Origin of the sequence: Rhizobium sp. H4, from assembly GCF_003013335.1 — a bacterium.
GTDB lineage: Bacteria > Pseudomonadota > Alphaproteobacteria > Rhizobiales > Rhizobiaceae > Rhizobium > Rhizobium sophoriradicis.
This window is the reverse complement of record NZ_PSOW01000033.1, coordinates 1-21,954: the sequence shown is the minus strand read 5'-3', so window position 1 is coordinate 21,954 and position 21,954 is coordinate 1. Positions and strand designations below refer to the sequence as shown.

Genomic DNA, 21,954 nt, shown 5'->3' with positions numbered 1-21,954 from the left:
AAACTGTCAAAGCAGCGAACACACCGACGTAAAAATCGCTTGACGGATGAACTCCGGGGTATCGCGCTCTGCAATTGCGGTCATGAAGTTTCGGCCGACGTAGCTGTTGACAACGTTGAGGCCGCTTACGCCGAATAAAAGCGCGGCGAGCCCCGCAAACACCAAATTGGCCTTCTTGCCGACATCGGAGTTCGAAAAAAAATCCCGGCCGCGCGCACGAAGCGAACTGCGGTTATCTTGAGCGGAATTTGCTGGCTATTCATGGCATAGAACTCCCGTCTGCTGTCATTTGCGGGTTTCTGCTGACCCAACGACTCCGCGCTCGAGCGAAGAACTGTTCCTCTGGGCTGTGCGGACCTTCCCGGGCAGCACACGAAGGTCAGGACCGGGAGAGAGCGGCTAAAGAAGCCGCCACCATAAGACGTTGTGATGGGCGCATGCATATGCCGCCTAATCATCATTTCCTCAACTGTCGACAGAACATGGAGTGCAACGAGGCTTACCGGAGCGGAAAAGAGAGTTACGTTGCGACCAGAACGGGAACAATCAGCCTGTGTTTGACGGCTCCAAGCGCACCCGGTAGCGAGGTCTGGTCGCATGGATGCGCCACAATCGTCACAGCAGGGACAACCTCCTGCACAGCGGCAGTAAGGCAGTGATACTTGAGTGGCTGAGGTGTCGTCGTGGTCAGGTCGGTCACAGAAAAGCTCCTCTCTGCTTCGATCAGGATGTGCTGCAAGCGCGCCAACGACCGGGATCGCCGCCGAAATTCGCCTTGCCGAGATTTGGTTGTTCGGCCACGTGTTCGAGGCCGCTCGGCTGCCGCGTTCCTGGCGCCTCGACCACTGTAGCTCGCGCAGATTTTCATCTACGAATATCAGTCGTTCAGGATCGAGATCGAGCTGACCATCAAACCAAATGCGCCTTCGCTCCAGGACATCCGAGGGGTCTTGCTCCAGTGCAAGTGCGGTTTTCTTAAACGTCCAGCCGCGGCCTCGAAGCCAGGCACCAAGCGCACCCGGCTGATCCTCACTATTTGATCAACGGACAAACGCTCGACCATTTCATCGAGCGTGAGGTCCTTACAGTCCTCGATCAGTTCCACAACGAACGCCTCGTGTGCATCCAGCGCCGACGGTCGGGAGGTCGGCACGCCCTCTTTTGCTCTTGCGATCCACCGGATCGCCATGAAATTCCAACTCCGAACCGGGCTGTAGCTTGCCGTGCTTCACAGCGGGCATCAAGTTTGTTCATCCCGCTTTGACGACCGGAGGCAACGAACCGTGTGATGTCGGGTCAGGAAACTAGCGGGACAGCAGGCTAATACACTGCCCGAATTGCCCCGTGTGGACGGCAAGCGTCAAGCCTTGATGAGAAATTCAAACGGATATGAGTGGGGCTTCGCAGCTGCGGCGAGGTCTCAATAGGTCGACAGTAAGCCCGAATGAGTGGGTACAATGGGACTGAAAGTGGGATCACTTGGTGAGCCCGTTGTTCCCGCGCGGAGATCCCGCCGCTATTCTCGCAAATGTCGGACAGCCGCCGCCCTTTGTCGCATTTGTCGAGATCACGACGATTGGTTTGTCCCGCTCTGCTCTACGCACCCCGTCAAGCCACGAAGTGGTGCCTGCTTCGCAGTTTTGAGTTTGAGAGCGAGTGGGCTACGGCTCCGGCTCCGTCATTGCAGGGGTCCGATAGCGAAAGCCTGTTCGAGATGCGTGCTTCTCTATAGTCGAACAGGGCGGTTTTCAGCATCTTGGGCCCTCTCACCGGTCTGAACAACTGTTTCAGCTTACCCTGATGGGCATTGAAGGTCAGGTGTGACCTCCCGATGCAACAAGGTCGCCGGAGCACTTGCATCCAGCTTTCAGTTCTGCGATCGCGATGTCGTGGGCGGCCGGGATATTATCGGACGATAGTTGGCTTTTCTCCTCCTTCAGTCTTCAAGGCTTTACCAAAAAAGCGTTTACTCGCTTTGGTTTGGGAGTCGGGGAGAGATTGATCGTTTGAGGTTTTCGCAACCGAACGTGCTTGCCGTGGCTGGTCGGCGAGCCGTCGCTCGAACGATCATGGAATGCGATACTAAGTTTTCCGGGATCTGGATATCAACTGGAATGCAGGAATGCGATCGGTAGTAGCGTTTTTAGCTCGCATTTTACGCTGCATTTTCGAGTGGCACGTCGCTTGCTTCATTTCTCATGCCGCCGATTCACCGAGACTCAGAAAGAGCAATTGCCCACTGCTCCCGCGCCCAGACGGCGCGGAACCGGCCTAAAAGCGGCATTAATCTTGGCGAAGGACAATTCAAATCCAAGGGAGAGTAAGATGAGCATCACACGCAGACATGTCATCGTTCAGGGTGGCGTCATTGCAGCGGGCCTGCTCGCCAGCGGCCTACCGGGGACAAAAGCCTTCGCGCAGATACCGTCAATCCCTTGGCGGCGCTCACTGCAGGGCTTGGCCTGGAACGACCCGATCATCGAGACCTATCGCGACGCAGTGCGCCTTCTCAACGCCCTTCCCGCCAGCGACAAATTCAACTGGGTCAACCTCTCGAAAATTCACGGCAGCGGTGACGTCGTCAAATACTGCCCGCATGGCAACTGGTATTTCCTGCCGTGGCACAGGGCCTATACGGCTATGTACGAGCGCATCGTTCGGCACGTGACCAAGAACAACGATTTCGCTATGCCGTTCTGGGACTGGACCGACAATCCGTACCTGCCCGAAGTGTTCACAATGCAAAAGACGCCCGACGGCAAGGACAATCCACTTTATGTTTCGTCGCGCACGTGGCCAATCACGCAGCCGATGCCGGACAATATAGTTGGGCCACAGGTTCTCAACACCATCCTAACGGCGAAGCCATACGAGGTCTTCGGCACCACCCGCCCCGAGGGACAGAACTCACTCGATCCTTCCTGGGTCACCACCAGCAGCGGCACGCAGGGGACGCTGGAATACACACCGCACAATCAGGTGCACAACAATATCGGTGGCTGGATGCCGGAAATGTCGTCGCCCCGCGATCCGATCTTCTTCATGCATCATTGCAACATCGACCGCATCTGGGCGACGTGGAATTTGCGCAACGCCAACAGCACGGATCGGCTCTGGGCCGACATGCCGTTCACCGACAATTTCTACGATGTCGACGGCAACTTCTGGTCCCCGAAGGTCTCCGACCTTTATGTTCCAGAGGAACTCGGATACAATTATGGTTTCCGAACCTACTTCAAGGTCGCGGCGGCGAGCGCCAAAACGCTGGCCCTGAACGATAAACTCACGTCCGTGATCGCAGCGACGGCGACCGATGCTGCAATCGCCGGCGTGACGACCACCTCCACGGACAACAGCAAGGCGGCAACGGAAAACGTGCCGCTTTCGCTGCCGATCAAGATCCCGGCGGGCGCATTGCAGGAGATCGTCCGCCAACCGCCTCTGCCATCCGGCATGGATACGATGGATTTCGGCGCGGCACAGGAGCAGGCGGCCTCCGCTCCTCGTGTGCTGGCATTCCTGCGCGATGTCGAGATCACCAGTGCCAGCACGACCAGCGTTCGGGTGTTTCTCGGCAAGAACGACCTCAAGGCCGATACGCCCGTCACCGATCCCCATTACGTCGGTTCTTTCGCCGTTCTCGGTCATGACGGCGACCATCATCGCAAACCATCCTTCGTCCTCGATCTGACGGACGCGATCCAGCGGGTGTACGGCGGAAGGGGGCAGACGGATGGCGAGGCCATCGACCTGCAGCTCATTCCTGTCGGATCGGGAGCGGGCAAACCCGGCGCCGTAGAGCCCGCAAAGCTAGAAATAGCCATAGTGTCCGCCTAACATCCGGACTGGGTGGGTTGTGGAGACATCGATGCGCTATCATCGCTGGGTGCTTATCGCTATTCGTGCGGCGGCATTATCGATGCTGCGCATCGTCAGCCCGGTTCAAGCTAACGAGAGCGACATGCGGGCAACGACCAGTAAGCCCGCGACGATAACCATATCGAGCAGAGCAGTCCACTCATCGGCTGATACCAGTGCGCGGGTTGTCCTTACTGTCACTGGTTATGAACCGTCGACTTCAGGACCAGTGACGACGGTCGTTTCGCTTGACTGCGGCATTAACGTTCGCGAGATTGGTAGGTTTGGCATTTTTCCGAACAAGGCGTTTTCGGTATTGGACGGGGCGAAGCCTCAACGATTTGGGTTTCCCTTGCCCGATGACCCGTCTTGCCGTCAGCCACAGACCGTCATTATCCGGCTGGAGCCTCAAACAGGCGGCGGTTCGGGCGCCAGCATCACTATCAGCGACGCAAGCATCGAATAGATTGGCAGTCGGGGCCGATTTGCCGCTAGCTCTAGAACCCTGTCGGCAATGAAAGTCCGCCGGATAAAATAGAGGGTTTTGATAGGTTGTTGTGACAAAGGTCCAACGCGCAGCGCCTATCGTGGTCAACAGTTTACAGTCTTGCGGCTGCATTCGGCGACTGATGGTCGTCTGCAAGCAGGCAAAGGTTTTTGGCCGACCCGAGACTAGGCTCAAGATTAGGTCGCTCTTAAAGGCATTGAACCAACGACGCGTTCCTAGATCAGTAAAGTGACTCTTCAACCACTTCAGATGCTTGCGCGGAGTCTGTCCGAAAGCTGCATTGACTTCGCACGCGGTCCAAAACCGATTCAGACTGCGCGTTCAATTTAAAACTGAAAATTAGACGTGTGCTGTTAATGGCACTAGATTTGCAAGGACACGGGCGTGCGGCCATAGGTATCGCTTCCATTCGTGATAAGAAGGCGCGGAGGTTAGTCTTGAAACGAAGAGATTTTTCGACTGTTGGGCTCACTGCTCTTCTCGGCGGGATGGTATTCCCGGCTTTTCCCAGCACCGGATTCAGTGAGCAGCGAAAGCCGTCCATCCCCGCACTCCCTAATCAGCGGAAACTTTGGAGTTGGATCAAAAGGCTCAACAGTTTCGGCCCCCGATTGACCGGCAGCCCGGCGCAAGCACGGGCAATCGATTATCTTGCTGGTGAGTTGAGAGGGATGGGCCTTGAGGTGAAGCGCGATCAACTCACGATGCGCCGGTGGATGCCACGAACCACCGCGTTCAAACTGTCAAATGGTGATGTAATTGAGGTAGCGGCGCCGTTCCCGTATTCCGGGCTTACACCTCCCGGCGGTATCTCGGGTAAGATGGTTCTTTTCAACGGTCGGGTTCAGGTGTTTGAGAAAGCCCGCGGCAAAATTGCGGTGGTGACGGTAAAGCGTCGGGATCTGGCGGCATTCCTCGAACTGGTGACCAATCGACGCGGCAGCCTGCCGGAAGGCATAGACTTTCCCAAAGCCGTAACCACGCCGCTTATCACCGGTTTGCTTGGCGTACCGATCGACAAGGCGCGTGAAGCAGGGGTTTTAGCCGTCGTTTGCATTTTCGAAGGCGTCTCGGAAGTGCAGTTGAAGGGGCAGGTGCTGCCATTCACCACACCGTATTGGGGCTTACCTGCAATATGGGTGGCGCAATCTGAAGGAGAGCGGATCAAAGCCGCGATCAAGCACGGTTTGAGCGGTCGCCTGACCTTGGATGGCACGTTGGAAGACGTTGCGACCGATACGATTTATGCGGTTTTGCCGGGCTGCAACCTGCTTGAGACAATCATCATCAACACCCACACCGATGGACCTAATGCGTGCGAAGAGAACGGCGGTGCTGGGGTACTCGCTCTGGCGCATTATTTCTCCTCGCTACCGAAATCTGCCCGCAACCGAAGCCTCGTCTTCGTACTCGTCACGGGTCATTTCCAGCTTCCCCAGTTCGGCCGCCACGGGAATCAGGCGACGGCGACCTGGCTCGAAATGCATCCAGAATTGTGGGACGGCAAACCCGGCCATGCTAAAGCCGTTGCAGGAGCTACGATTGAGCATCTTGGATGTACCGAGTGGCGAGATGACTTTGCAAAAGGGCACCCCGCGCCCACCGGGAAGCCGGAACTCGATTTGATCTATACCAGTAATAAGTCGATGAGTGACGTGTACATCGCTGCCGCACGCGGGCGCAAAAAGGTACGCGCGCTGATAGTCGCCCCAGCGGCGGCGCAGGTGATGTTGGGCGAAGGACAGCCATTATACGCATCAGGAATTCCGACGATATCAAGCTGTCCGATACCGGACTATCTTTGCCAGGTCTTGCCGGGCGGAGGCTTGGACCGGCTCGACCCTGATTACGCCTTTCAGCAAGTCGAAACCTTTGCCCGCACGGTCGACTTGCTCGACAGGATGCCGCGTGGTGAGATCGGAATCGTTCCGTTTAACCTGTCCACTGTTATCGGTGATCTGCTGTAAACCTGGCCAACACTAACGCCAGCGAAAATGGCGGTGTCACGCGGTCGGCACTTTAACGGGCGCCGAGGATCATCTGGCAGTTCACGATAGTGCCGGGTCATAGCCGTCCCATCTGGGCACGCTTCGTCATGCATCAGACGACCGGCCTGCGTTTCCACATCGCGGCCTTCGAGGCTCTCGGCGGCGCTCCGCGGGAGTGCTTTGCGACCGGATGAAGACTGCCGTCATCGGTGAGCGTCAGACAGAAGGCATCGTCTATAACCGTGCCACCACCAGCCTTAGCCCCAACCAAAGCCACGCGGACGGCCGCTGAAACATCCTAGTTGGTGGGATCCCACACCGCAGGCGAATCCATCACCTCCTGTCCTCCGATAGTCTCCAACGAGCTGATCCAGGCTGAATGAAGACTTTGTGTGGCATTCCCTGGCGACGAGCTTGCTGCCCCCTCTCCCGGCGTAGCTGGCTGACCCAGTGCTTGGCATAGACATTGCAGGGGATGAATGCGGCGGTAACTCGTTGGGGTCGGAAGTCGTCAAACTGCTTTCCTAGGCGTCGGCATTGCCTACCGAGCACCTCGCCAGACGGAAGCACGATCGATCTGGCACGTATGTATGCGTACGGGATCATAACCATAGAGGAGTTGAAACGATGGCGGATATTCTTACATCTCTAAACCCGCTCCGGTGGATTGAAGCGCCATCCACGGAACTGGACAGCCAAGTGACCCAAAGTCTATTCCCGATGTTCCAACGCTTGGCGGAAGCGGGCGCTGAAACCGCTAAAATTCTGCAGGTTGCCTTATTGCGCCGCGTGCAAGTCATGTGCGACAGCCACTCTACCCGCCAGGGAAAGCTCTTTACTGAGGCCGAACGTCTTGCCGAGAGTCTACGCGAGGTGCACGGCAATGGGAATTTGGGCCACGCTTGGGCGGAATACCTGCGCGACGCTAGTGAGCGCGCCATATTGTGCATGGATCTTCTCCGACAGCGCGGCGACATCTTCCTCGAACATGAAGCGGCAGGCTGTCCGCCGGTTTTCTTCTGCGACTACGAGACAGTTATGGATGGAAACGATCTGCCCTTGAAATCCAATTACGTGTTACTTCGAATGATCCCGCCCCAAGGTGTTAACGTCGATGACACGAAGCGCCCCTTCATAATCATTTGCCCGCGCGCCGGACATAGTCCCGGCGTCGGTGGCCACAAAGAAGACAGCCAGGTCGGCGTGGCGTTCCGGGAAGGTCACCCGGTTTATTTGGTGTCCTTCCGCCGAGAGCCAGAGGGGGGGCAGTATCTCTCTAATGTCACGTATGCGGAAGCGGCCTTTGTTCGTGAGGTCATGCGCCTGCATCCGCTTGCCCGCCTTCCAGTCGTAGTCGGCAACTGCCAAGCTGGCTGGGCTACCCTTCTGATGGTTGCGACAAATCTCGACTTAGCTGGCCCGATCATCCTCAACGGATCGCCGGTGACACCTACCTCGGGAAATATCGGTGAAAATACCCTCCGCTACATGGCGGGCCTCTTCGGGGGAGCTTGGATAACCATGTTTTTGTCAGATCTGGGCGGAGGCATCTTCGACGGCGCCCATCTCGTACAGAATTTCGAAACGCTCAATCCCGAGCGCCAGTTATTCATGAAGTATGTCGAACTGTTCCGAGATGTGGATGCGGCGAGCGAAGCCTTCCTTAAGGCTGAGAAGTGGTGGGGCGGCTTCTGCCTGATGCGGGGAGACGAGATCCGCTGGATAGTTGAGCACCTCTTTGTTGGTAATCGACTGGCGCACAACAAGGCGTATGGGGAGCCGGACCGGCGGCATTTCGACCTTAAGAAGATCAGGGCGCCTATTATCATATTTGCCAGTCATGGCGACAATGTCACGCCGCCGCAGCAGGCGCTGAATTGGATCCCCGAAATCTATGACAACGAGGAGGAAATCCGCCTTCTCGGCCAGCACATTATTTATATGGTACACAACGACGTCGGTCACCTCGGTACATTCGTTTCCTCGAGAGTAATCAACAAAGAATACAATGAGGTTGCAAGCACGCTCGAGGCAATTGAGGCGTTGTTGCCTGGCCTTTACGAGATGCGCATCACGGACATTCAAGAAGATGCTGGACACAAGAGCTATAGTGTTGAACTGATCGAGCGCACCTTCGAGAATATCCGTGAGTTTAACGACGGCCATGACGATGGAGGTCCCTTCGCTGCCGTCGCCCGCGTCTCTGAACTGCAAGCGCAGATCTATCACACAGTTGCCCGCCCCTTTGTGCAGGCCGCGGTCACAGACATCTCAGCAGACGCCAGCCGAATGTTCCATCCAAAGCGGCTGGAGCGATCGCTGCTGTCTTCTCAGAATCCGATCATGGTTGGCTATAAGTCAATTTCAGAGCAGGTACGGAACTCCCGGGTGAACGCAGCAGCGGAAAATCCTTTCCTGGCTGCGGAAGCGCTCTATTTCAAGGCTGTCGAACAGGCGATCGTGGTCATGCGCGACTGGCGCGACATGGGTTATGAGCTCGCGTTTCACATGATCTGGAACAACCCTTGGCAGCGATATTTTGACAATCCCCACGAAGCATACCGCAAAGGGACGACACTTGACGATATGAGATGGCAGCCGGACATCGCCAATGCGCTCAGGAGGATCGCGATCGCCGGACTCGCCGATGCCATCATCCGTATGGTGGTACTCCTGGTGAGCGATCGTGGCGGGATCCGACGCGACCGCCTGGCGCGCTGGTCACGGGTGCTGACCGAGGACGAGCCCTTCCGCTCACTAAGCGCTGATCATTTGGCCGAAATCACTCGCGTGCAGACGGCTATCGTCACCTTTGAGCCGGAGCAAGCAATCGAGACGCTGCCGCTGTTGCTAACGGAACCGAGGCAACGGCAACTCGCTTATGCAGCCGCTTGCTATATCCCGGGCTCCAGGGCGGAGATGTCATCGAGTACTGTTGCCATGCTACAGCGCTTCGCGGACGTGCTTGGCCAGCCATCGATCGTCGATGTGATTGAGGATCCGCTGGCAGTGACATAGTTTGTTCGTAGAGTAGCGTCTCGATCTCACCGAATCACATAATTATTGGTTTTCGCTCGTTGGTCACGGAGGCGCTTGAAACAATTCCATCGCAAATCCAGCCAGGACCGCAGATCGGAAAATTGCCATTGGACATCCGTCCTTTACAACGCAACGATGCCGTAATCCGGTTCAGTGATCGGGCCGGCAGAGGGCGGATTGAAACTGTGGAGGAAGGCTCTCGTCATAGGGCTGGCGCTCGCTGCAAATCATCGTGATCGAACGCACTGGCCATACGGTTGATCTCGGCTGACCGCGCACCGACCGCCTTGGCGGTCTCGCGCCACCTTGCGGTGTCGCGACTTCCTTAATGATCGCGCGAGCCTCGGCGAGCGTTAGGGCGTAGAGCCCTGCAGCTTCTTCCAGCAGGTCAAGGGAGCAGGTGCCTTCATCAAGATCAATGTTTGTCGTCAGCGCGCGCGCCTTGACATCCGTAGGCACTGGATTGAGGTCATAGGCAGGGGACAACGACCAGCTGGCTTTATTGAGCCACAGAAAGCCGTGATGTTTCTCCCCAGCTCAGAGCTAGAGCGGGCTGCAGCGAGAAGCGGCCGGAGTCCTCGAGCCAAGCACGATCATACTCAAACACGATTGTTTCGGCACCACGGGCGCGATTGCTCCGGGCCAGATGGGACGTGTGCGGCCGTGAAGGTCGAGATGAACTTCGAAATCAGCCATCGCGTGACGATCCCGGTGATCGCCTTGGGTGAGCGTGCTTGGGCAACTCTGCATTGGCCAGAGACTGGCCGACGCTGTCGTTACCGATGTCGGCGACTTGGCTCAGCCCATCTAGCAGGCCGAGTGCCTGGAGGACGCCTGCATAGATGCCGATGCTGACATTGGTGTCGCCGGCCTCGATCTTTTGAAGCGTTGAGCGTGAGGTGAAGGCACGTTCGGCTACTACCGCCATAGGCAGGCGGCGACGTCGACGTGCGTCGTGGATGTCTGCGCCCAGTTTGCGCAGCGCGCGCCGCACAGCGGCCGGAGGGTTGTGAGGTGTCGGAATTTGTCACCTTCGCACTACAGATTGCACTAGATATGTAGCACGAAGGTTACAATTTTTCAAGAGAGATGGTCAGAGAGAAAAGTGGTTAGAATGGGAATTGCGGGAGCGATAGCGCAAGTACGAGCCAGGCTGGCAGGCGAAGAAAGATGGCGGATCTTGAGGCGCTCAAGATCGATGCCGCCTCCGGACTGGAGGCGCGATCGGAACCACTATCGTCTGCTGATGCGGCTTTTGCCGATTGCCAAGCTGCACCCGGCCCTTAGTCGAACGGGTGCTCCTGGAAGATGCGGTGGTGTCGGTGACCGTGGACACCTCGTCGATCAGGGTCGCAACCGTGGCTGGTTTTGAGAAATCGGCGGGCGGACATTGTCGGCCATCAGGACACCAATTGAACTAGGCCATTTGGACTAGAATTTCCACTTATGGCGCGCCAACCGATCGGTTCCTCATGGATCGGGAAGCCGACCTCTACACAGCGGGCTCAATCCTCGAGAATAGTTGCTAATGACCGCTCATCAGACAATCTGATTGAAAGTTCCCCGCGAAGCAGCCATATATTTAGCTCAAATTCATTAGTGCTACGTAGGACATTGATCATGGTAGATGTGGAGCTGCAGGTCGCTCGGCAAAATGCCTCTCTTCGAGTGCAAGTCGAAGAAAGGCTCAGACAGGCTATTGCGACGGGCAAGTTCAAGCCGGGGCAAAGGCTCGTCGAGCGCGAGCTTTGCGAAATGATCGGCGTGGGTCGCACGTCCGTCCGTGAAGCGCTTCGGCAGCTTGAGGCAGAGGGATTGATCACAAGCTTCCCCCACAAGGGTCCAGTTGTCAGTATCATAACCTATGAGGAGGCCGCTCAGCTCTACACCGTCCGCGCGCTGCTCGAGGGGTTTGCTGGGCAGCAGTTCGCCGAAAATGGAACGGCGGAAGATATTGCCACTTTGCAAGATGCCGTTAGAGAATTCGAAGCGTCGGCGGAGAGCGGCGTGGGACACAGGCTCATCGCTGCCAAAAACGCCTTCTATGACTGCTTGATGGATGGCAGCAAAAACGTCTTCGTCAGGCAAATGCTAACATCGCTGCACAACCGGATCAATCTTCTGCGCATGACTTCGATGACACAACCGGGGCGCCTCAAACATAGCATTGCAGAAATCAAAGAGATTGCCGAAGCGATCCAAAATCGCAACGGACCCAGGGCTGCGGCCGCTTGTAAGCACCACATTGATATGGCTGCGAAAGTCGCACTCGAGTACCTGCGCAACAACACCTCAGGCTGATGCCATAAGATTTTCCGAAAATTGACAGATTGTCTGATGCTGGAGGTGGCCGGGTGTAATTAAATCCTTCAGGCACGGTGCTTTTGACAACGCAACAACCTCTCTGGTGTCCATCGGACGATAAGATGGGTGCTGCTTGCACGGTCATTTTAAGTGAGGTGATTGAAGAAGCGACGGCAAAATTGGCGTCGTAGCGAGGGCGCGCCGGCCCAAGCATGAATTTTCCGATTGACAGATTGTCTGATAGGTCGTTAACTACTCCTCACTAACGGAGGTAGCTGATTGTGCTTGCCTCACATTCGGGAGCGGGACGTTGTCACCACGAAAAAATCTGCGCGTCGCCTTTATTGGTCTCGGCGCAATGGGCGGGCCGATGGCACAACATCTGTTGTCGGCTCAATTCGAAGTCACTGGCTTTGATCTATCGGCCGAGGCTAGGGAAAGGTTCGCGGCCGTCGGCGGCGTTCCGGCAGAGACGGTAGCGGAAGCATTCAATGGCGCCGATGTTGCGGTTACCATGCTTCCCAACGGCAAGATTGTTCAAGACGCGCTCTTCAAGGATGGGGCCTGGCAATCCCTGAGTGCTGACGCGCTTGTCATCGACATGAGCTCATCGGCGCCCAATGATACTCGTGAGCTCGCAGAGCGCTTGCATCAGAAGGGCTTGCGGCTGGTCGATGCTCCCGTGTCAGGCGGAGTGAAGCGAGCCGTCGAAGGCTCTCTTACTATCATGGCAGGCGGTGCTTCTGACGATATCGATCAAGCTGATCCCATCCTGTGCGCCATGGGCGGCCAGATTTTTAGGACAGGCCCGATCGGCTCAGGGCACGCCATGAAAGCCATCAACAATTTCGTATCGGGAGCCGGGGTTCTGGCAGCTATCGAAGGCGTTCTTCTTGGCCGAACGTTTGGTCTCGATCCTAGAACGATCGTCGATATTCTCAACTCGTCGTCTGGCAAGAACAACGCAACAGAAGTGAAGATGAAGCAGTTCATCCTCTCGGAGACTTTTGGCTCTGGTTTTGCTTTGGGGCTTATGGCGAAAGACATTAGGATTGCAGCGGACTTGTCGAAGGCGCTCAATCTCCAGCTGCCGACATTAGCCGGTACCGCTGATGCCTGGGATGCTGCTCGGCATGCTTTAGGCCCCGATGTCGACCACACGAAAATTGCGCAGTTCGTGAAAGATCAGGCCTGACCGCGAAAAACTACGCCAAACTGACAGTTGAAAATTGTCTGATAATCTGTCAAATATGATGAAGGGAGCGAAACCCAATGGCCACTTTGGACAGGAAAGATAAGGGGTCTAAGGCCGGCGAGCGAACAGCTCCATCGGAGCAGTTCAAGCGCGGACTTGCTACTCGTCGGCAGGTGATGGGGGACGCTTACGTTGATGCGGCCCTCGGAAAGGCGACCGACTTCACCTGGCCGATGCAGGAACTCGTCACCGAGTATTGTTGGGACAATATCTGGAACCGACCTGGCCTCGACCGTCGCGCTCGATCGATCCTCAACCTTGGAATGATAGCGGTTTTAAACCGACCGCACGAGCTCAGAGGCCACATCCGCGGCGCCATCAACAACGGTGTTACGAAACAGGAGATCCAGGAGATCTTCCTTCAGGTGGCTATCTACGTTGGTGTGCCAGCAGGCATCGACAGTTTCAGGCATGCCCAGGAAGTATTCACCGAAATGGGCATTTGAGAATGTGCTGTCCCGTGAGGGGGCATGTACAACATGCGCGGAGTTCTCAGCGCTTATCAACAAGGGAGGAGCCTAAAATGGCGATAGATCTCAAGAAATTCATAGAATTCGTGCGGGAGGATTTCGAGTTCAAGCGCGAAACTCGTTATCTTAACGGTATATTAAAATGCGATTTCCCTACCCGCAGTGTAGCGCTTCATTTCGAGGACGGTACGTTGCTAAAGGTGGAAGAGGCCGAATACGACGACGACAAGTGCACTATCGTCATACGCGGGACCGGTTCACAGTGGGAGGCGCTGCTTCAGCACAAACCCTTGCCGTTTTATCAGTGCTTGCAGTCATCAAACATCAAGCATGGCCTCTACCTTAGCAGTAACAACGAAACCTTCGCGTATCTGCCTGCTCTCAACCGCATGACCACCCTGATGCGCAATGCCCGTTCTGAAGGAGCAGCAGCATGACCAAGTTTGACCCCATTATCGGCCGTTATCTCTATCTCACCATAGAAGGTATCGAGTACCGCGTCTATTACGAAGAAGCGGGCCAGGGGATTCCGCTTCTCGTCGGTCATACGGCAGGGTCCGACGGTCGCCAGTACCGTCATATGCTTTGCGATTCCGACGTGACGAAAAATTTTCGCGTCATCGCGTTCGATCTGCCGTATCACGGCAAGTCCCTTCCCCCCTACGGCGTTCGCTGGTGGGAGAAGGAATACAACATGACCAAGAAGTTCATGATGGACTTCCAGCTCGAACTCTCAAAAGCGCTCGACCTAGACCGCCCCGTTTATTTGGGCAGCTCCATGGGCGGCCATCTCGCGATCGACCTGGCATCGAACTATCCGGACAACTTCCGCGCCACGATCTCGGTCGAAGGTGCGTTGCGCTCGGCGGCGGAGTACGTCGACGTCGGTATGGCTGGCATCCGCAGGGAGTTCGACAATCCAAACGTCAATCGCACCTCCATCGGTGCGGCGATGATGCTGAATATCTCACCGTACTCGCCAGAAGCGAATGTCCGTGAAATCCAGTGGGAATACAGCTGCGGTGGACCGGGAATCTTCGCGGGTGATCTTTATTACTACTACTACGACCACGATGTGTCGCCAGAAGAAGCCAGCAAAATCGATACGTCGAAATGTATGCTATACTTCCTCACGGGCGAATACGATCCAAACACGTCCCCGGCCGATACCAAGATTGCTGCAGACCTGGTCAAAGGCTCCAAGTTTTGGACAATGGAAAAGCTCGGACATTTTCCCGTTACTGAGGACTATAGCGAGTTCCGGAAGTATCTGTTGCCGATTCTTGAGGAGATCCAACAGTCATCAGCAGCCCGGTCTAAGGTTGCCTGATCCTTTTCTCGGGAGGAGAACTTCAATGAGGTGCATTCTGAATGTCACACTTGGGGCGCTGATCTCGGTTAGCGCCCTGGCGACAACCGCTTACGCGGATGGTGTCGATCAGCTACCGGCTACAGAAAAGAAGATCTATGAAACTGTAGATCCGCAGATTCCATTGGGGGCGAGCGCCTACAAAGACTTCAAGCCCAAAAAGGGTCCTCCGTGGAAGATCGGCTATGCAAGCAGCTACGCTGGCAACACCTGGCGAGCCGCAGCTCTCGATGCGGTCATGAGCGATCTTTTACCGCGATCAAAGGCTGCGGGCCTGGTGTCTGATGTCGTGGTCACCCAGTCGGATCTTAAAGACGCCGTTCAGATCCAGCAGATGCGTCAGATGGTGGACGAAGGCGTCGATGCAATCATCATCTGCTGCTCGAACGTCACGGCTCTTAATCAGACGATCGAATATGCCTACAAAGCCGGTGTGCCGGTGTTCTCATTTTCGGGCTACGTGACGTCGCCATACGCCATCAATGGCGCGGCCAATCACGCGCAGGGCGGTGCCGAGATGGCGACGTGGCTGGCGGAAAAAATAGGAAAGAAGGGCAATATCCTTCTCGTTTCTGGTATTCCCGGTTTCGCTTCTTCGGACAGCTTTGACAAAGCGGCTAAGGAAGCACTTGCTAAGTACCCCGACATAAAGATCGTCGGTGAAGTTGCAGGGAAGTGGACCGACCAGGTGGCCCAGGTCGAAGTTCAGAAGTTTCTTGCGACGAACCCGACGAAGATTGATGGGATCCTCACGCAGGGGGCCCAAGAGAACGGCGTTCTCAACGCAATGCTGCAGTCAGGTCGAGACATGATCCCGATTACTCTCGGGGGGGAAGCTTCCGCCGCGTGCTACTGGCGCAAGAACCCCGAGTTTGTGGACAGGAGTTTCCATATTTGGCCGCCGCGTCGCGAGATGCAACAGATGTGGGAGATCATGCTCCGCACATTGGAGGGACAAGGCCCTAAGGTTCAGTCCTTCCTTCGACCCGTCTTGCCTTACACCATCGATGAAGTCCGCGCGGCAATACCAGAAGATTGCGACTTGAACTCGACAGACTTCGTGGAGCCCAAGGCGGACGGGTGGTTTCCTGCTGCGATTGCTGCAGACTACTTCGAACGCCCGGCTGATCCCTGGAAGCCTGTGTCGAAGTGAAACTGTTCTGCCCGGTGGGTCTTGCCACCGGACAGAAGTTTCTCTTGTGGGAGGACCGCCTCGCGCGGCCGTTGGGATTAGAGGATCTCCGATGCAAAACCAAACTACGATCAAGTTGATCAATGTTGCCAAGTCTTTCGGCGAGACTAAGGCCTTAAAGAAGTGTGATTTTGAAGCCCGGGCCGGAGAAGTGCACGCCATCGTCGGAGAGAATGGAAGTGGCAAAAGCACGATGGCGAAGATCATGTCTGGAGTGTTGCACCCAGATTCCGGGAGCGTTTCGGTCCTTGGAGAAGAGATTTCGACTCCGACTGACGCCAAGCGCATCGGGCTGACAACGATCTTCCAGGAAGTGCTGGTGGCCGACGAGGCCAGTGTATTGGAAAATCTGTATGTCGGGCGCGACGGCATCTTCCGCTCGCAGGGCGGCAGTGGTCGGCGTACCGAGGCTGAGGAGATCCTGAAACGCCTCGTCGGCAAGCCCGTGGATCTCGATCAGAACGTTGGGGCATTGCCTCTGAGCGTCAAGCAATGGATAGTTATTGCGCGAGCGGTCTTGCGCAGGCCGAAGGTCCTCATCCTCGATGAATCGTCTGCGGCATTAGACCTCGATTCCACGATCCGCCTCCACGAGGAAATTGATCGTCTCCGTAGGGAAGGTGCGACCGTGCTGATCGTAACGCATCGGATCGCTGAACTTGTCCGCATCGCCGATCGAGCCACGATCCTTCGCGACGGCGTCACCATTGGTACGCTCGAGAAGCATGAAATAACTGAAGAGAACCTGCTTTCAATGATGACGCCCGCGGACCGAAACGCAAGCGACGCGAAGGCGTACGAATCAAAGCAAGTAGGCGCCGCCGCGCCGGCCGTGGTAGCGGTAAGAGACCTCGTTACTCACAGCGCGGCAGCGCCCTTCGATTTCGATCTACCGAAAGGAGCGATCATCGGTGTTGCAGGACTCGACGGGCAGGGGCAGGACGCTTTCGTACGCGCCGTTGCGGGTATCATCCAGCCTTTTGGTGGTAATGTCCAAGTCTGGTCATCCAGCACCGAGAGAATGAAAAAGGTCGCATCGCTCGAAGACGCTACCAAAGCAGGAATCTCGTATATTTCCGGCGACCGCAAGCGTGAAGGTATCTTCCCTCAGCAGAGCATCTTCGAAAATCTTGCCATCGGCGTCTATCGCAAGAACCTCGGTCCTCTTGGTATAATCAATAAGGCCGGCCTCAAACCCATGTTCAAACGCGAGGTGGATCGGCTCCGGATTAAGATTGGAAGTCCGGCGAACAAGATCACCTCACTGTCGGGCGGAAATCAGCAAAAAGTTTTGATCGGCCGTGCCTTTGCAAACGAACCGTCCGTCATCGTCCTTAACGATCCCGCTCGCGGTGTCGACCTCGGAACGAAGCGCGATCTCTACCGCGAACTGCGCCTGTTCACGGAGAAGGGTGGCAGCGTGATTTATCTATCAAGCGAAATCGAAGAGTTCATCGGCTTTGCGGACCGCGTCGACGTCTTCTTTGCTGGAAGGCTTTTCCGGTCGCTAGCAGGCGAGGACATAGCGGAAGAGCCAATCTTGGCCGCAATGTTTGGAAAATCGCCAAACGCCTCCATCGAGTTCGATCTGGAAAGGACTGCATGATGTCTGGAATCGCATTCCGTCAAATCACCCAGGACCGTTCCCTCTTCGTGCCGGCCGGCCTATTCATTGTCCTTTTGGTCGCCGTTGCCCTACGCGGACACGGGCTATTCACGAACAACGGCCTCGCAGGTGCAATCCTTGTCGCCACGCCCTTGATTCTAACGGCGCTTGCCCTCACCCCCATTGTCATGGCGGGTCGTGGAGCAGTGGACCTTTCAGTTGGCCCCTTGATGGGGTTCATCAACGTTACCCTTATTACCTGGCTTGTGGGTAACGGAATTACCAACCCTATCGCAGTGATAGTATGGGCAGTCGGCCTGGGAGCGGCATTCCAGCTACTCCAGGCGCTGGTTATCATTTATGTGCGTGTCGCTCCGATAATCGTTACGCTGTCGGGTTTTCTTGTCCTCTCCGGGTTGAACCTGATGGTGATGTCCCGACCGGGTGGAGTCGCGCCCGACTGGATGCTTAGCTGGGGGGCGGGGACCGACATCATGTCACCTGTTTTGCTGTTGCTGGTTGCAGCGTATGCATTATGGCTCCTTCTCAGGGGGACTATGTTTTACCGCAACCTTCGCATGACGGGTGCGGATGAGCGCATGGCGTATACGAGCGGCGTTCGAGTGGACGCAGTCCGCATCATCGCCCACGTTGTTGGTGGAGCATTCGCTGGACTTGCCGCCCTCAGCTACACGGCGCTGATCTCCTCTGGTGATCCGACGCAGGGCAGCACCTACACCCTTCAGGCTGTTACGGCCCTGGTTCTCGGAGGTGCGAGCCTCTCCGGTGGTCGTGGTGGAGCACTTGGATCTACGCTTGGCGCGATCAACATGTTCCTCATCTCCTATCTCCTCTCCACCTTCAACTTCGGCACGGTTTCGGGGTTCGTTACCCAGATGGCATTCGGCTTAATCCTCGTCGGATCACTTCTCGTGAACGTCTTTGTCATCAGTCGCCGCGCGGTTGTGTAAGGAGCAAGATAATGGTCGCGACAGTTATGAATTCCGAAATCAAATCGGCTCAGAAGTCTAACCCGCTCAAGGCTCATCGGAGCATCGTCATTGGCTTTATTCTTCTGGCCTCTCTCTTAGCACTCGGTGCATTGCTGGTCCCCGGCTTCGTATCATCCCAAAACGCGCGTTCAATCCTTCTTCTCGCAGCGTTTCTGGGGCTTGCCTCCATTGGCCAGACCCTGTGCGCTCTGGTCGGTGCGCTCGATCTTTCGATACCATATATTATTGGAGGCGCGAACATCCTCCTTCCCAGCCTTATGGTCGCAGGTATTCCCGCTCCCCTCGCGATGCTGGTTGTCATGCTCCTCGGTGCGCTTGTCGGGGCCGCCAATGGCGCCCTGAGCTTCCGTCTCCAAGGGCAAGCGCTGATCATGTCGCTCGGAGTTGGCTTCGCGGCCGTCGGTGCGGTCCAGATCTACACCTCACTCGGCTCGGCGTTTGGTGGTACAGTGTTTGCTCCGGTACCCGAATGGCTGAGGAACATTTCGGCGTTCAACGGAAAGTTTTTCGGCCTGTCGCTGCCTCCGGTCATCGTGATCTGGGCTATCGTCGCCATCGCGCTTGGATGGTTCATGTACAACACCTGGTTTGGCCGCAGCATTTACGCCGTCGGCGGAAGCCGGACGGCGGCCGCCCGCCTCGGAATCTCCGAATTCAAGGTCTGGACCATCATCCATAGCGTCAGCGGTGCCATGTCTGCAATCACGGGCATGCTGCTACTAGGGTTTTCCGGTGGTGGCTTCGTCGGCGTGGGCGACCCTTATCTTTTCACCACCGTAGCAGCGGTGGTGATTGGAGGGACGTCGCTTCTTGGTGGGGCGGGCGGCTATGGCGCGACAGTGCTCGGTGTTCTTGTCCTGACTGTACTGACCTCGCTTCTAGTTGGCCTCGGACTGAACTTTCCGGCGCAGCAGGCTGTCGTCGGTCTGCTCATCGTTCCGATGGTCGCGATATACGCACGGTCACCACACATTCGAAATCAGATATGATCAATGCATAGAAAGGAAGATCCATGGCAATCTCCAGCACCCTGCTAGGCCGTTTAAAGGACCAGACTCTCGTTCGCGAGCAGATGCTGGTTGGAGGAAAGTGGTCGAGCGAAGGGGTAAACGGCACACGCATCAACGTGCTAAACCCCTCCACGATGGACGTCCTTGCCTCTTTGCCTAGCGCTGGCCTTGCTGAAGTGCGAGCCTCTATCGATGCTGCAAAGGCTGCACAGAAGAAGTGGGCTAAGGTTTCGGCGAAGGAACGCTCGCTGATCATGCGGAAGTTCTACGAAGAGGTGGTAGCTAACGCTGAAGACCTGGCCGTAATTCTGACATCGGAAATGGGCAAGCCACTGGCGGAAGCGCGTGGCGAGATTGCTTACGGCGCTTCCTACATCGAATGGTTCGGTGAGGAAGCCAAGCGTGTCTATGGTGACACCATTCCAGGTCACCAGGCCGACAAGCGACTGCTTGTCATCAAGCAGCCGGTTGGCGTTGTGGCCGCCATCGCTCCTTGGAACTTTCCGTCGGCGATGGTGTGCCGCAAGATCGCGCCGGCGCTCGCGTCCGGCTGCGCGATCGTATTCAAGCCTGCTGCCGAGACTCCGTTATCGGCGCTTGCATTGGCGATCCTCGCGGAGCGTGCCGGAATACCCGATGGCTTGTTCAGCGTCCTCCCGACGGATAATGCAAGAATGTTTGGCGAGGAGGTCTGCTCCAACCCGGTCGTCAAGAAACTGACCTTCACCGGTTCGACCGAAGTTGGCCGTATCTTGATGGCGCAAGGCGCCCAGAAGATCATGAAGCTGAGCCTGGAACTTGGCGGCAATGCGCCGTTTATCGTTTTCGACGATGCAGATCTCGACCAGGCGGTCGAGGGGGCTATGCTTTCTAAGTTTCGTAACGCGGGTCAAACCTGCGTGTGCGCGAACCGTATTTACGTACAGAGCGGGATCCATGACAGGTTCGTCGAGAAGCTGGCAATGCGCGTGAGTGCCTTGCAGGTTCTTGACGGGTTTGAGAGCGGGGCGACGATCGGCCCGTTGATCAACGATGAAGCGGTAGCAAAGCTCTATGGTCATATCGATGACGCTGTGACCAAGGGTGCGACTGTCGTGGTTGGTGGTGACCGCGATGCTCGCGGAGGCACGTTCGTCCAACCAACGCTTCTCTCGGGTGCCACAAAGGATATGAAGGTTGCGCGTGAGGAAACCTTCGCGCCTCTGGCTCCGGTGTTCAAGTTCGATACTGTCGAGGAAGTCATCGAACTCGCGAACGATACGGAATTCGGCTTGGCAGCCTACTTTTTCGCCAACGACCTCAGGAACGTTTGGAAGGTCACAGAGGCGCTGGAATACGGCATGGTTGGCGTGAACACGGGTCTGATTTCCACCGAATTAGCGCCATTCGGCGGCGTCAAGCAATCCGGCTTCGGCCGAGAGGGCTCAAAGTACGGAATGGATGACTTCTTATCCATGAAATACGTCTGCATGGGCGGGATCGGCGCATAGCGATCGCCCAAGGGTCGCTCGCCGACTGAACTTAAAGGGGGAGAGGTCTGTTGAATAGAGGCAGGACAGCAACATCCTCTCCGCCGGTTGCGAGGTCTCAAAAGGCTGGACTTTTCTAGAGGTTTCGCGGGAGCTGTCCTACGGATCTTCCCTTCCGACCCCTTCTGGGGCCGGCCTTGCAGACGAGATTTCTGCCTGTCTTTTCGATTGTCGATCCTTCCGCCAATGCCCTACAAGGTAAGTCTTTCCCAGATAGCTTGTAGCCTTCGAAGAGGTAACACGACATGAACGAGCTGTTGCACCGTGGCGTTGTCGTTTCAACGTATCGGAGTCCTGAGCAGGAGCATGATCACCACCCGATCGATGCACGCGTTCGTCCTGAAATCGATCAGGCCGACGATGCTGCACGTGCCAGCGTGGAGGGTCAAGCGAAAGCCATTCGCGTCAACCAGCGACGCGTCAAGGTGTAGTTGTCGGCGGCCGCACCCTCAGTGTCGGTTTGACGTAGCCGCCGATCTTCGCCGGCGCCAGGCCTTTATGGTAGATCCGGATGCGTCCGGGTCATCCAGACGTAAAACGCGTAATGCAGGAAGAGATTCGATAGGATCGGGCTGACCACGCCCCCTTGCGGGGTACCACGCATCCGCTCAATGACTTCTCCGTTCTTTTCCATAGGCGCGGTCAACCATCTTTCGATGTAGAGCAGAGCCCAGTTGCATTTAACGGTAACCGGTGTCACACCCGCACCTTGACGCCGCAGCCTATTTTTTGTGGCGAGCGGGTTCAGACTGAGACGTAATTGCAAAATTGGACTGCGTGAGCTACTTAGCGTCATCCACAAGGACCCGGTGA

Annotated in this window: 16 protein-coding genes and 4 pseudogenes; 16 read left to right on the top strand and 4 right to left on the bottom strand. The window is 56.4% G+C overall.

Annotated elements, in window-relative coordinates:
* Nucleotides 1-863: 863 nt before the first annotated feature.
* Nucleotides 864-1,227: pseudogene (locus tag C4N04_RS30945) on the bottom strand (IS630 family transposase); the annotation flags it as partial.
* Between the two features lie 1,098 nt (nucleotides 1,228-2,325).
* Between C4N04_RS30945 and C4N04_RS30940 the strand changes: the two are divergent.
* The 5 genes and pseudogenes from C4N04_RS30940 to C4N04_RS30920 all read left to right on the top strand — a co-directional run bounded on the left by C4N04_RS30940 (nucleotide 2,326) and on the right by C4N04_RS30920 (nucleotide 9,372).
* On the top strand, nucleotides 2,326-3,837 hold the full coding sequence (locus tag C4N04_RS30940) for a tyrosinase family protein (protein WP_008534313.1): 1,512 nt from the start codon (nucleotides 2,326-2,328) through the stop codon (nucleotides 3,835-3,837).
* Nucleotides 3,838-3,868: 31 nt separating this feature from the next.
* A complete protein-coding gene (locus C4N04_RS30935) occupies nucleotides 3,869-4,324 on the top strand; it encodes a hypothetical protein (RefSeq protein ID WP_097667952.1) in 456 nt (151 codons plus the stop codon).
* Between the two features lie 479 nt (nucleotides 4,325-4,803).
* Entirely contained in the window at nucleotides 4,804-6,333 is a 1,530-nt protein-coding gene (locus C4N04_RS30930; RefSeq protein WP_106797744.1) for a hypothetical protein, read from the top strand.
* Between the two features lie 65 nt (nucleotides 6,334-6,398).
* A pseudogene (locus C4N04_RS32410) lies at nucleotides 6,399-6,595 on the top strand (IS21 family transposase); the annotation flags it as partial.
* 386 nt (nucleotides 6,596-6,981) lie between these two features.
* Nucleotides 6,982-9,372, top strand: a complete 2,391-nt coding sequence (locus C4N04_RS30920; RefSeq protein WP_106797741.1) for a DUF3141 domain-containing protein — start codon at nucleotides 6,982-6,984, stop codon at nucleotides 9,370-9,372.
* A gap of 223 nt (nucleotides 9,373-9,595) precedes the next feature.
* Here the strand turns inward: C4N04_RS30920 and C4N04_RS32635 are convergent.
* Nucleotides 9,596-9,921 (bottom strand): annotated as a pseudogene (locus tag C4N04_RS32635) (type II toxin-antitoxin system HipA family toxin); the annotation flags it as partial.
* Nucleotides 9,922-10,081: 160 nt separating this feature from the next.
* Nucleotides 10,082-10,417 (bottom strand): helix-turn-helix transcriptional regulator, encoded by a 336-nt coding sequence (locus C4N04_RS30910; protein WP_085739609.1) that lies wholly within the window; start codon nucleotides 10,415-10,417, stop codon nucleotides 10,082-10,084.
* Nucleotides 10,418-11,013: 596 nt separating this feature from the next.
* Here C4N04_RS30910 and C4N04_RS30905 point away from each other — a divergent pair.
* The 11 genes from C4N04_RS30905 to C4N04_RS30855 all read left to right on the top strand — a co-directional run bounded on the left by C4N04_RS30905 (nucleotide 11,014) and on the right by C4N04_RS30855 (nucleotide 21,572).
* Nucleotides 11,014-11,694, top strand: coding sequence for a GntR family transcriptional regulator (locus C4N04_RS30905; protein ID WP_004668612.1), 681 nt, complete (start codon nucleotides 11,014-11,016; stop codon nucleotides 11,692-11,694).
* 313 nt (nucleotides 11,695-12,007) lie between these two features.
* Nucleotides 12,008-12,892, top strand: a complete 885-nt coding sequence (locus C4N04_RS30900; RefSeq protein ID WP_011053340.1) for an NAD(P)-dependent oxidoreductase — start codon at nucleotides 12,008-12,010, stop codon at nucleotides 12,890-12,892.
* A 77-nt stretch (nucleotides 12,893-12,969) separates the two neighbouring features.
* Entirely contained in the window at nucleotides 12,970-13,398 is a 429-nt protein-coding gene (locus tag C4N04_RS30895) for a carboxymuconolactone decarboxylase family protein (protein WP_004668619.1), read from the top strand.
* A gap of 77 nt (nucleotides 13,399-13,475) precedes the next feature.
* Nucleotides 13,476-13,859, top strand: coding sequence for a hypothetical protein (locus C4N04_RS30890; protein WP_004668622.1), 384 nt, complete (start codon nucleotides 13,476-13,478; stop codon nucleotides 13,857-13,859).
* The gene (locus C4N04_RS30885) at nucleotides 13,856-14,752 is read left to right on the top strand and encodes an alpha/beta hydrolase (protein ID WP_106797740.1); all 897 of its coding nucleotides are present in this window, start codon (nucleotides 13,856-13,858) and stop codon (nucleotides 14,750-14,752) included. Before C4N04_RS30890 ends, C4N04_RS30885 begins: the two co-directional genes overlap by 4 nt.
* Nucleotides 14,753-14,777: 25 nt before the next feature.
* Nucleotides 14,778-15,944: an ABC transporter substrate-binding protein gene (locus C4N04_RS30880; protein WP_008534334.1), complete on the top strand. Its 1,167-nt coding sequence runs from the start codon at nucleotides 14,778-14,780 to the stop codon at nucleotides 15,942-15,944.
* A 91-nt stretch (nucleotides 15,945-16,035) separates the two neighbouring features.
* A complete protein-coding gene (locus C4N04_RS30875) occupies nucleotides 16,036-17,589 on the top strand; it encodes a sugar ABC transporter ATP-binding protein (protein ID WP_004668627.1) in 1,554 nt (517 codons plus the stop codon).
* On the top strand, nucleotides 17,586-18,560 hold the full coding sequence (locus tag C4N04_RS30870; protein WP_008534336.1) for an ABC transporter permease: 975 nt from the start codon (nucleotides 17,586-17,588) through the stop codon (nucleotides 18,558-18,560). Before C4N04_RS30875 ends, C4N04_RS30870 begins: the two co-directional genes overlap by 4 nt.
* An 11-nt stretch (nucleotides 18,561-18,571) precedes the next feature.
* Nucleotides 18,572-19,591, top strand: a complete 1,020-nt coding sequence (locus C4N04_RS30865; protein WP_106797739.1) for an ABC transporter permease — start codon at nucleotides 18,572-18,574, stop codon at nucleotides 19,589-19,591.
* Nucleotides 19,592-19,614: 23 nt separating this feature from the next.
* Nucleotides 19,615-21,102 carry an NAD-dependent succinate-semialdehyde dehydrogenase gene (locus C4N04_RS30860; RefSeq protein WP_008534338.1) on the top strand — a complete coding sequence of 496 codons (1,488 nt, stop codon included), beginning with the start codon at nucleotides 19,615-19,617 and terminating at the stop codon, nucleotides 21,100-21,102.
* A 284-nt stretch (nucleotides 21,103-21,386) separates the two neighbouring features.
* Nucleotides 21,387-21,572 carry a hypothetical protein gene (locus tag C4N04_RS30855; protein ID WP_004668636.1) on the top strand — a complete coding sequence of 62 codons (186 nt, stop codon included), beginning with the start codon at nucleotides 21,387-21,389 and terminating at the stop codon, nucleotides 21,570-21,572.
* Between the two features lie 68 nt (nucleotides 21,573-21,640).
* Here the strand turns inward: C4N04_RS30855 and C4N04_RS32025 are convergent.
* Nucleotides 21,641-21,826 (bottom strand): annotated as a pseudogene (locus C4N04_RS32025) (group II intron reverse transcriptase/maturase); the annotation flags it as partial.
* Between the last annotated feature and the right edge of the window lie 128 nt (nucleotides 21,827-21,954).

Bases quoted from the DNA above. Each gene is read 5' to 3' on its own strand.
- C4N04_RS30905 (WP_004668612.1), top strand. From the start codon at position 11,014: ATGGTAGATGTGGAGCTGCAGGTCGCTCGGCAAAATGCCTCTCTTCGA.
- C4N04_RS30870 (WP_008534336.1), top strand. From the start codon at position 17,586: ATGATGTCTGGAATCGCATTCCGTCAAATCACCCAGGACCGTTCCCTC.
- C4N04_RS30855 (WP_004668636.1), top strand. From the start codon at position 21,387: ATGAACGAGCTGTTGCACCGTGGCGTTGTCGTTTCAACGTATCGGAGT.
- C4N04_RS30885 (WP_106797740.1), top strand. From the start codon at position 13,856: ATGACCAAGTTTGACCCCATTATCGGCCGTTATCTCTATCTCACCATA.
- C4N04_RS30880 (WP_008534334.1), top strand. From the start codon at position 14,778: ATGAGGTGCATTCTGAATGTCACACTTGGGGCGCTGATCTCGGTTAGC.
- C4N04_RS30935 (WP_097667952.1), top strand. From the start codon at position 3,869: ATGCGCTATCATCGCTGGGTGCTTATCGCTATTCGTGCGGCGGCATTA.
- C4N04_RS30940 (WP_008534313.1), top strand. From the start codon at position 2,326: ATGAGCATCACACGCAGACATGTCATCGTTCAGGGTGGCGTCATTGCA.
- C4N04_RS30890 (WP_004668622.1), top strand. From the start codon at position 13,476: ATGGCGATAGATCTCAAGAAATTCATAGAATTCGTGCGGGAGGATTTC.
- C4N04_RS30865 (WP_106797739.1), top strand. From the start codon at position 18,572: ATGGTCGCGACAGTTATGAATTCCGAAATCAAATCGGCTCAGAAGTCT.
- C4N04_RS30895 (WP_004668619.1), top strand. From the start codon at position 12,970: ATGGCCACTTTGGACAGGAAAGATAAGGGGTCTAAGGCCGGCGAGCGA.
- C4N04_RS30875 (WP_004668627.1), top strand. From the start codon at position 16,036: ATGCAAAACCAAACTACGATCAAGTTGATCAATGTTGCCAAGTCTTTC.
- C4N04_RS30860 (WP_008534338.1), top strand. From the start codon at position 19,615: ATGGCAATCTCCAGCACCCTGCTAGGCCGTTTAAAGGACCAGACTCTC.
- C4N04_RS30920 (WP_106797741.1), top strand. From the start codon at position 6,982: ATGGCGGATATTCTTACATCTCTAAACCCGCTCCGGTGGATTGAAGCG.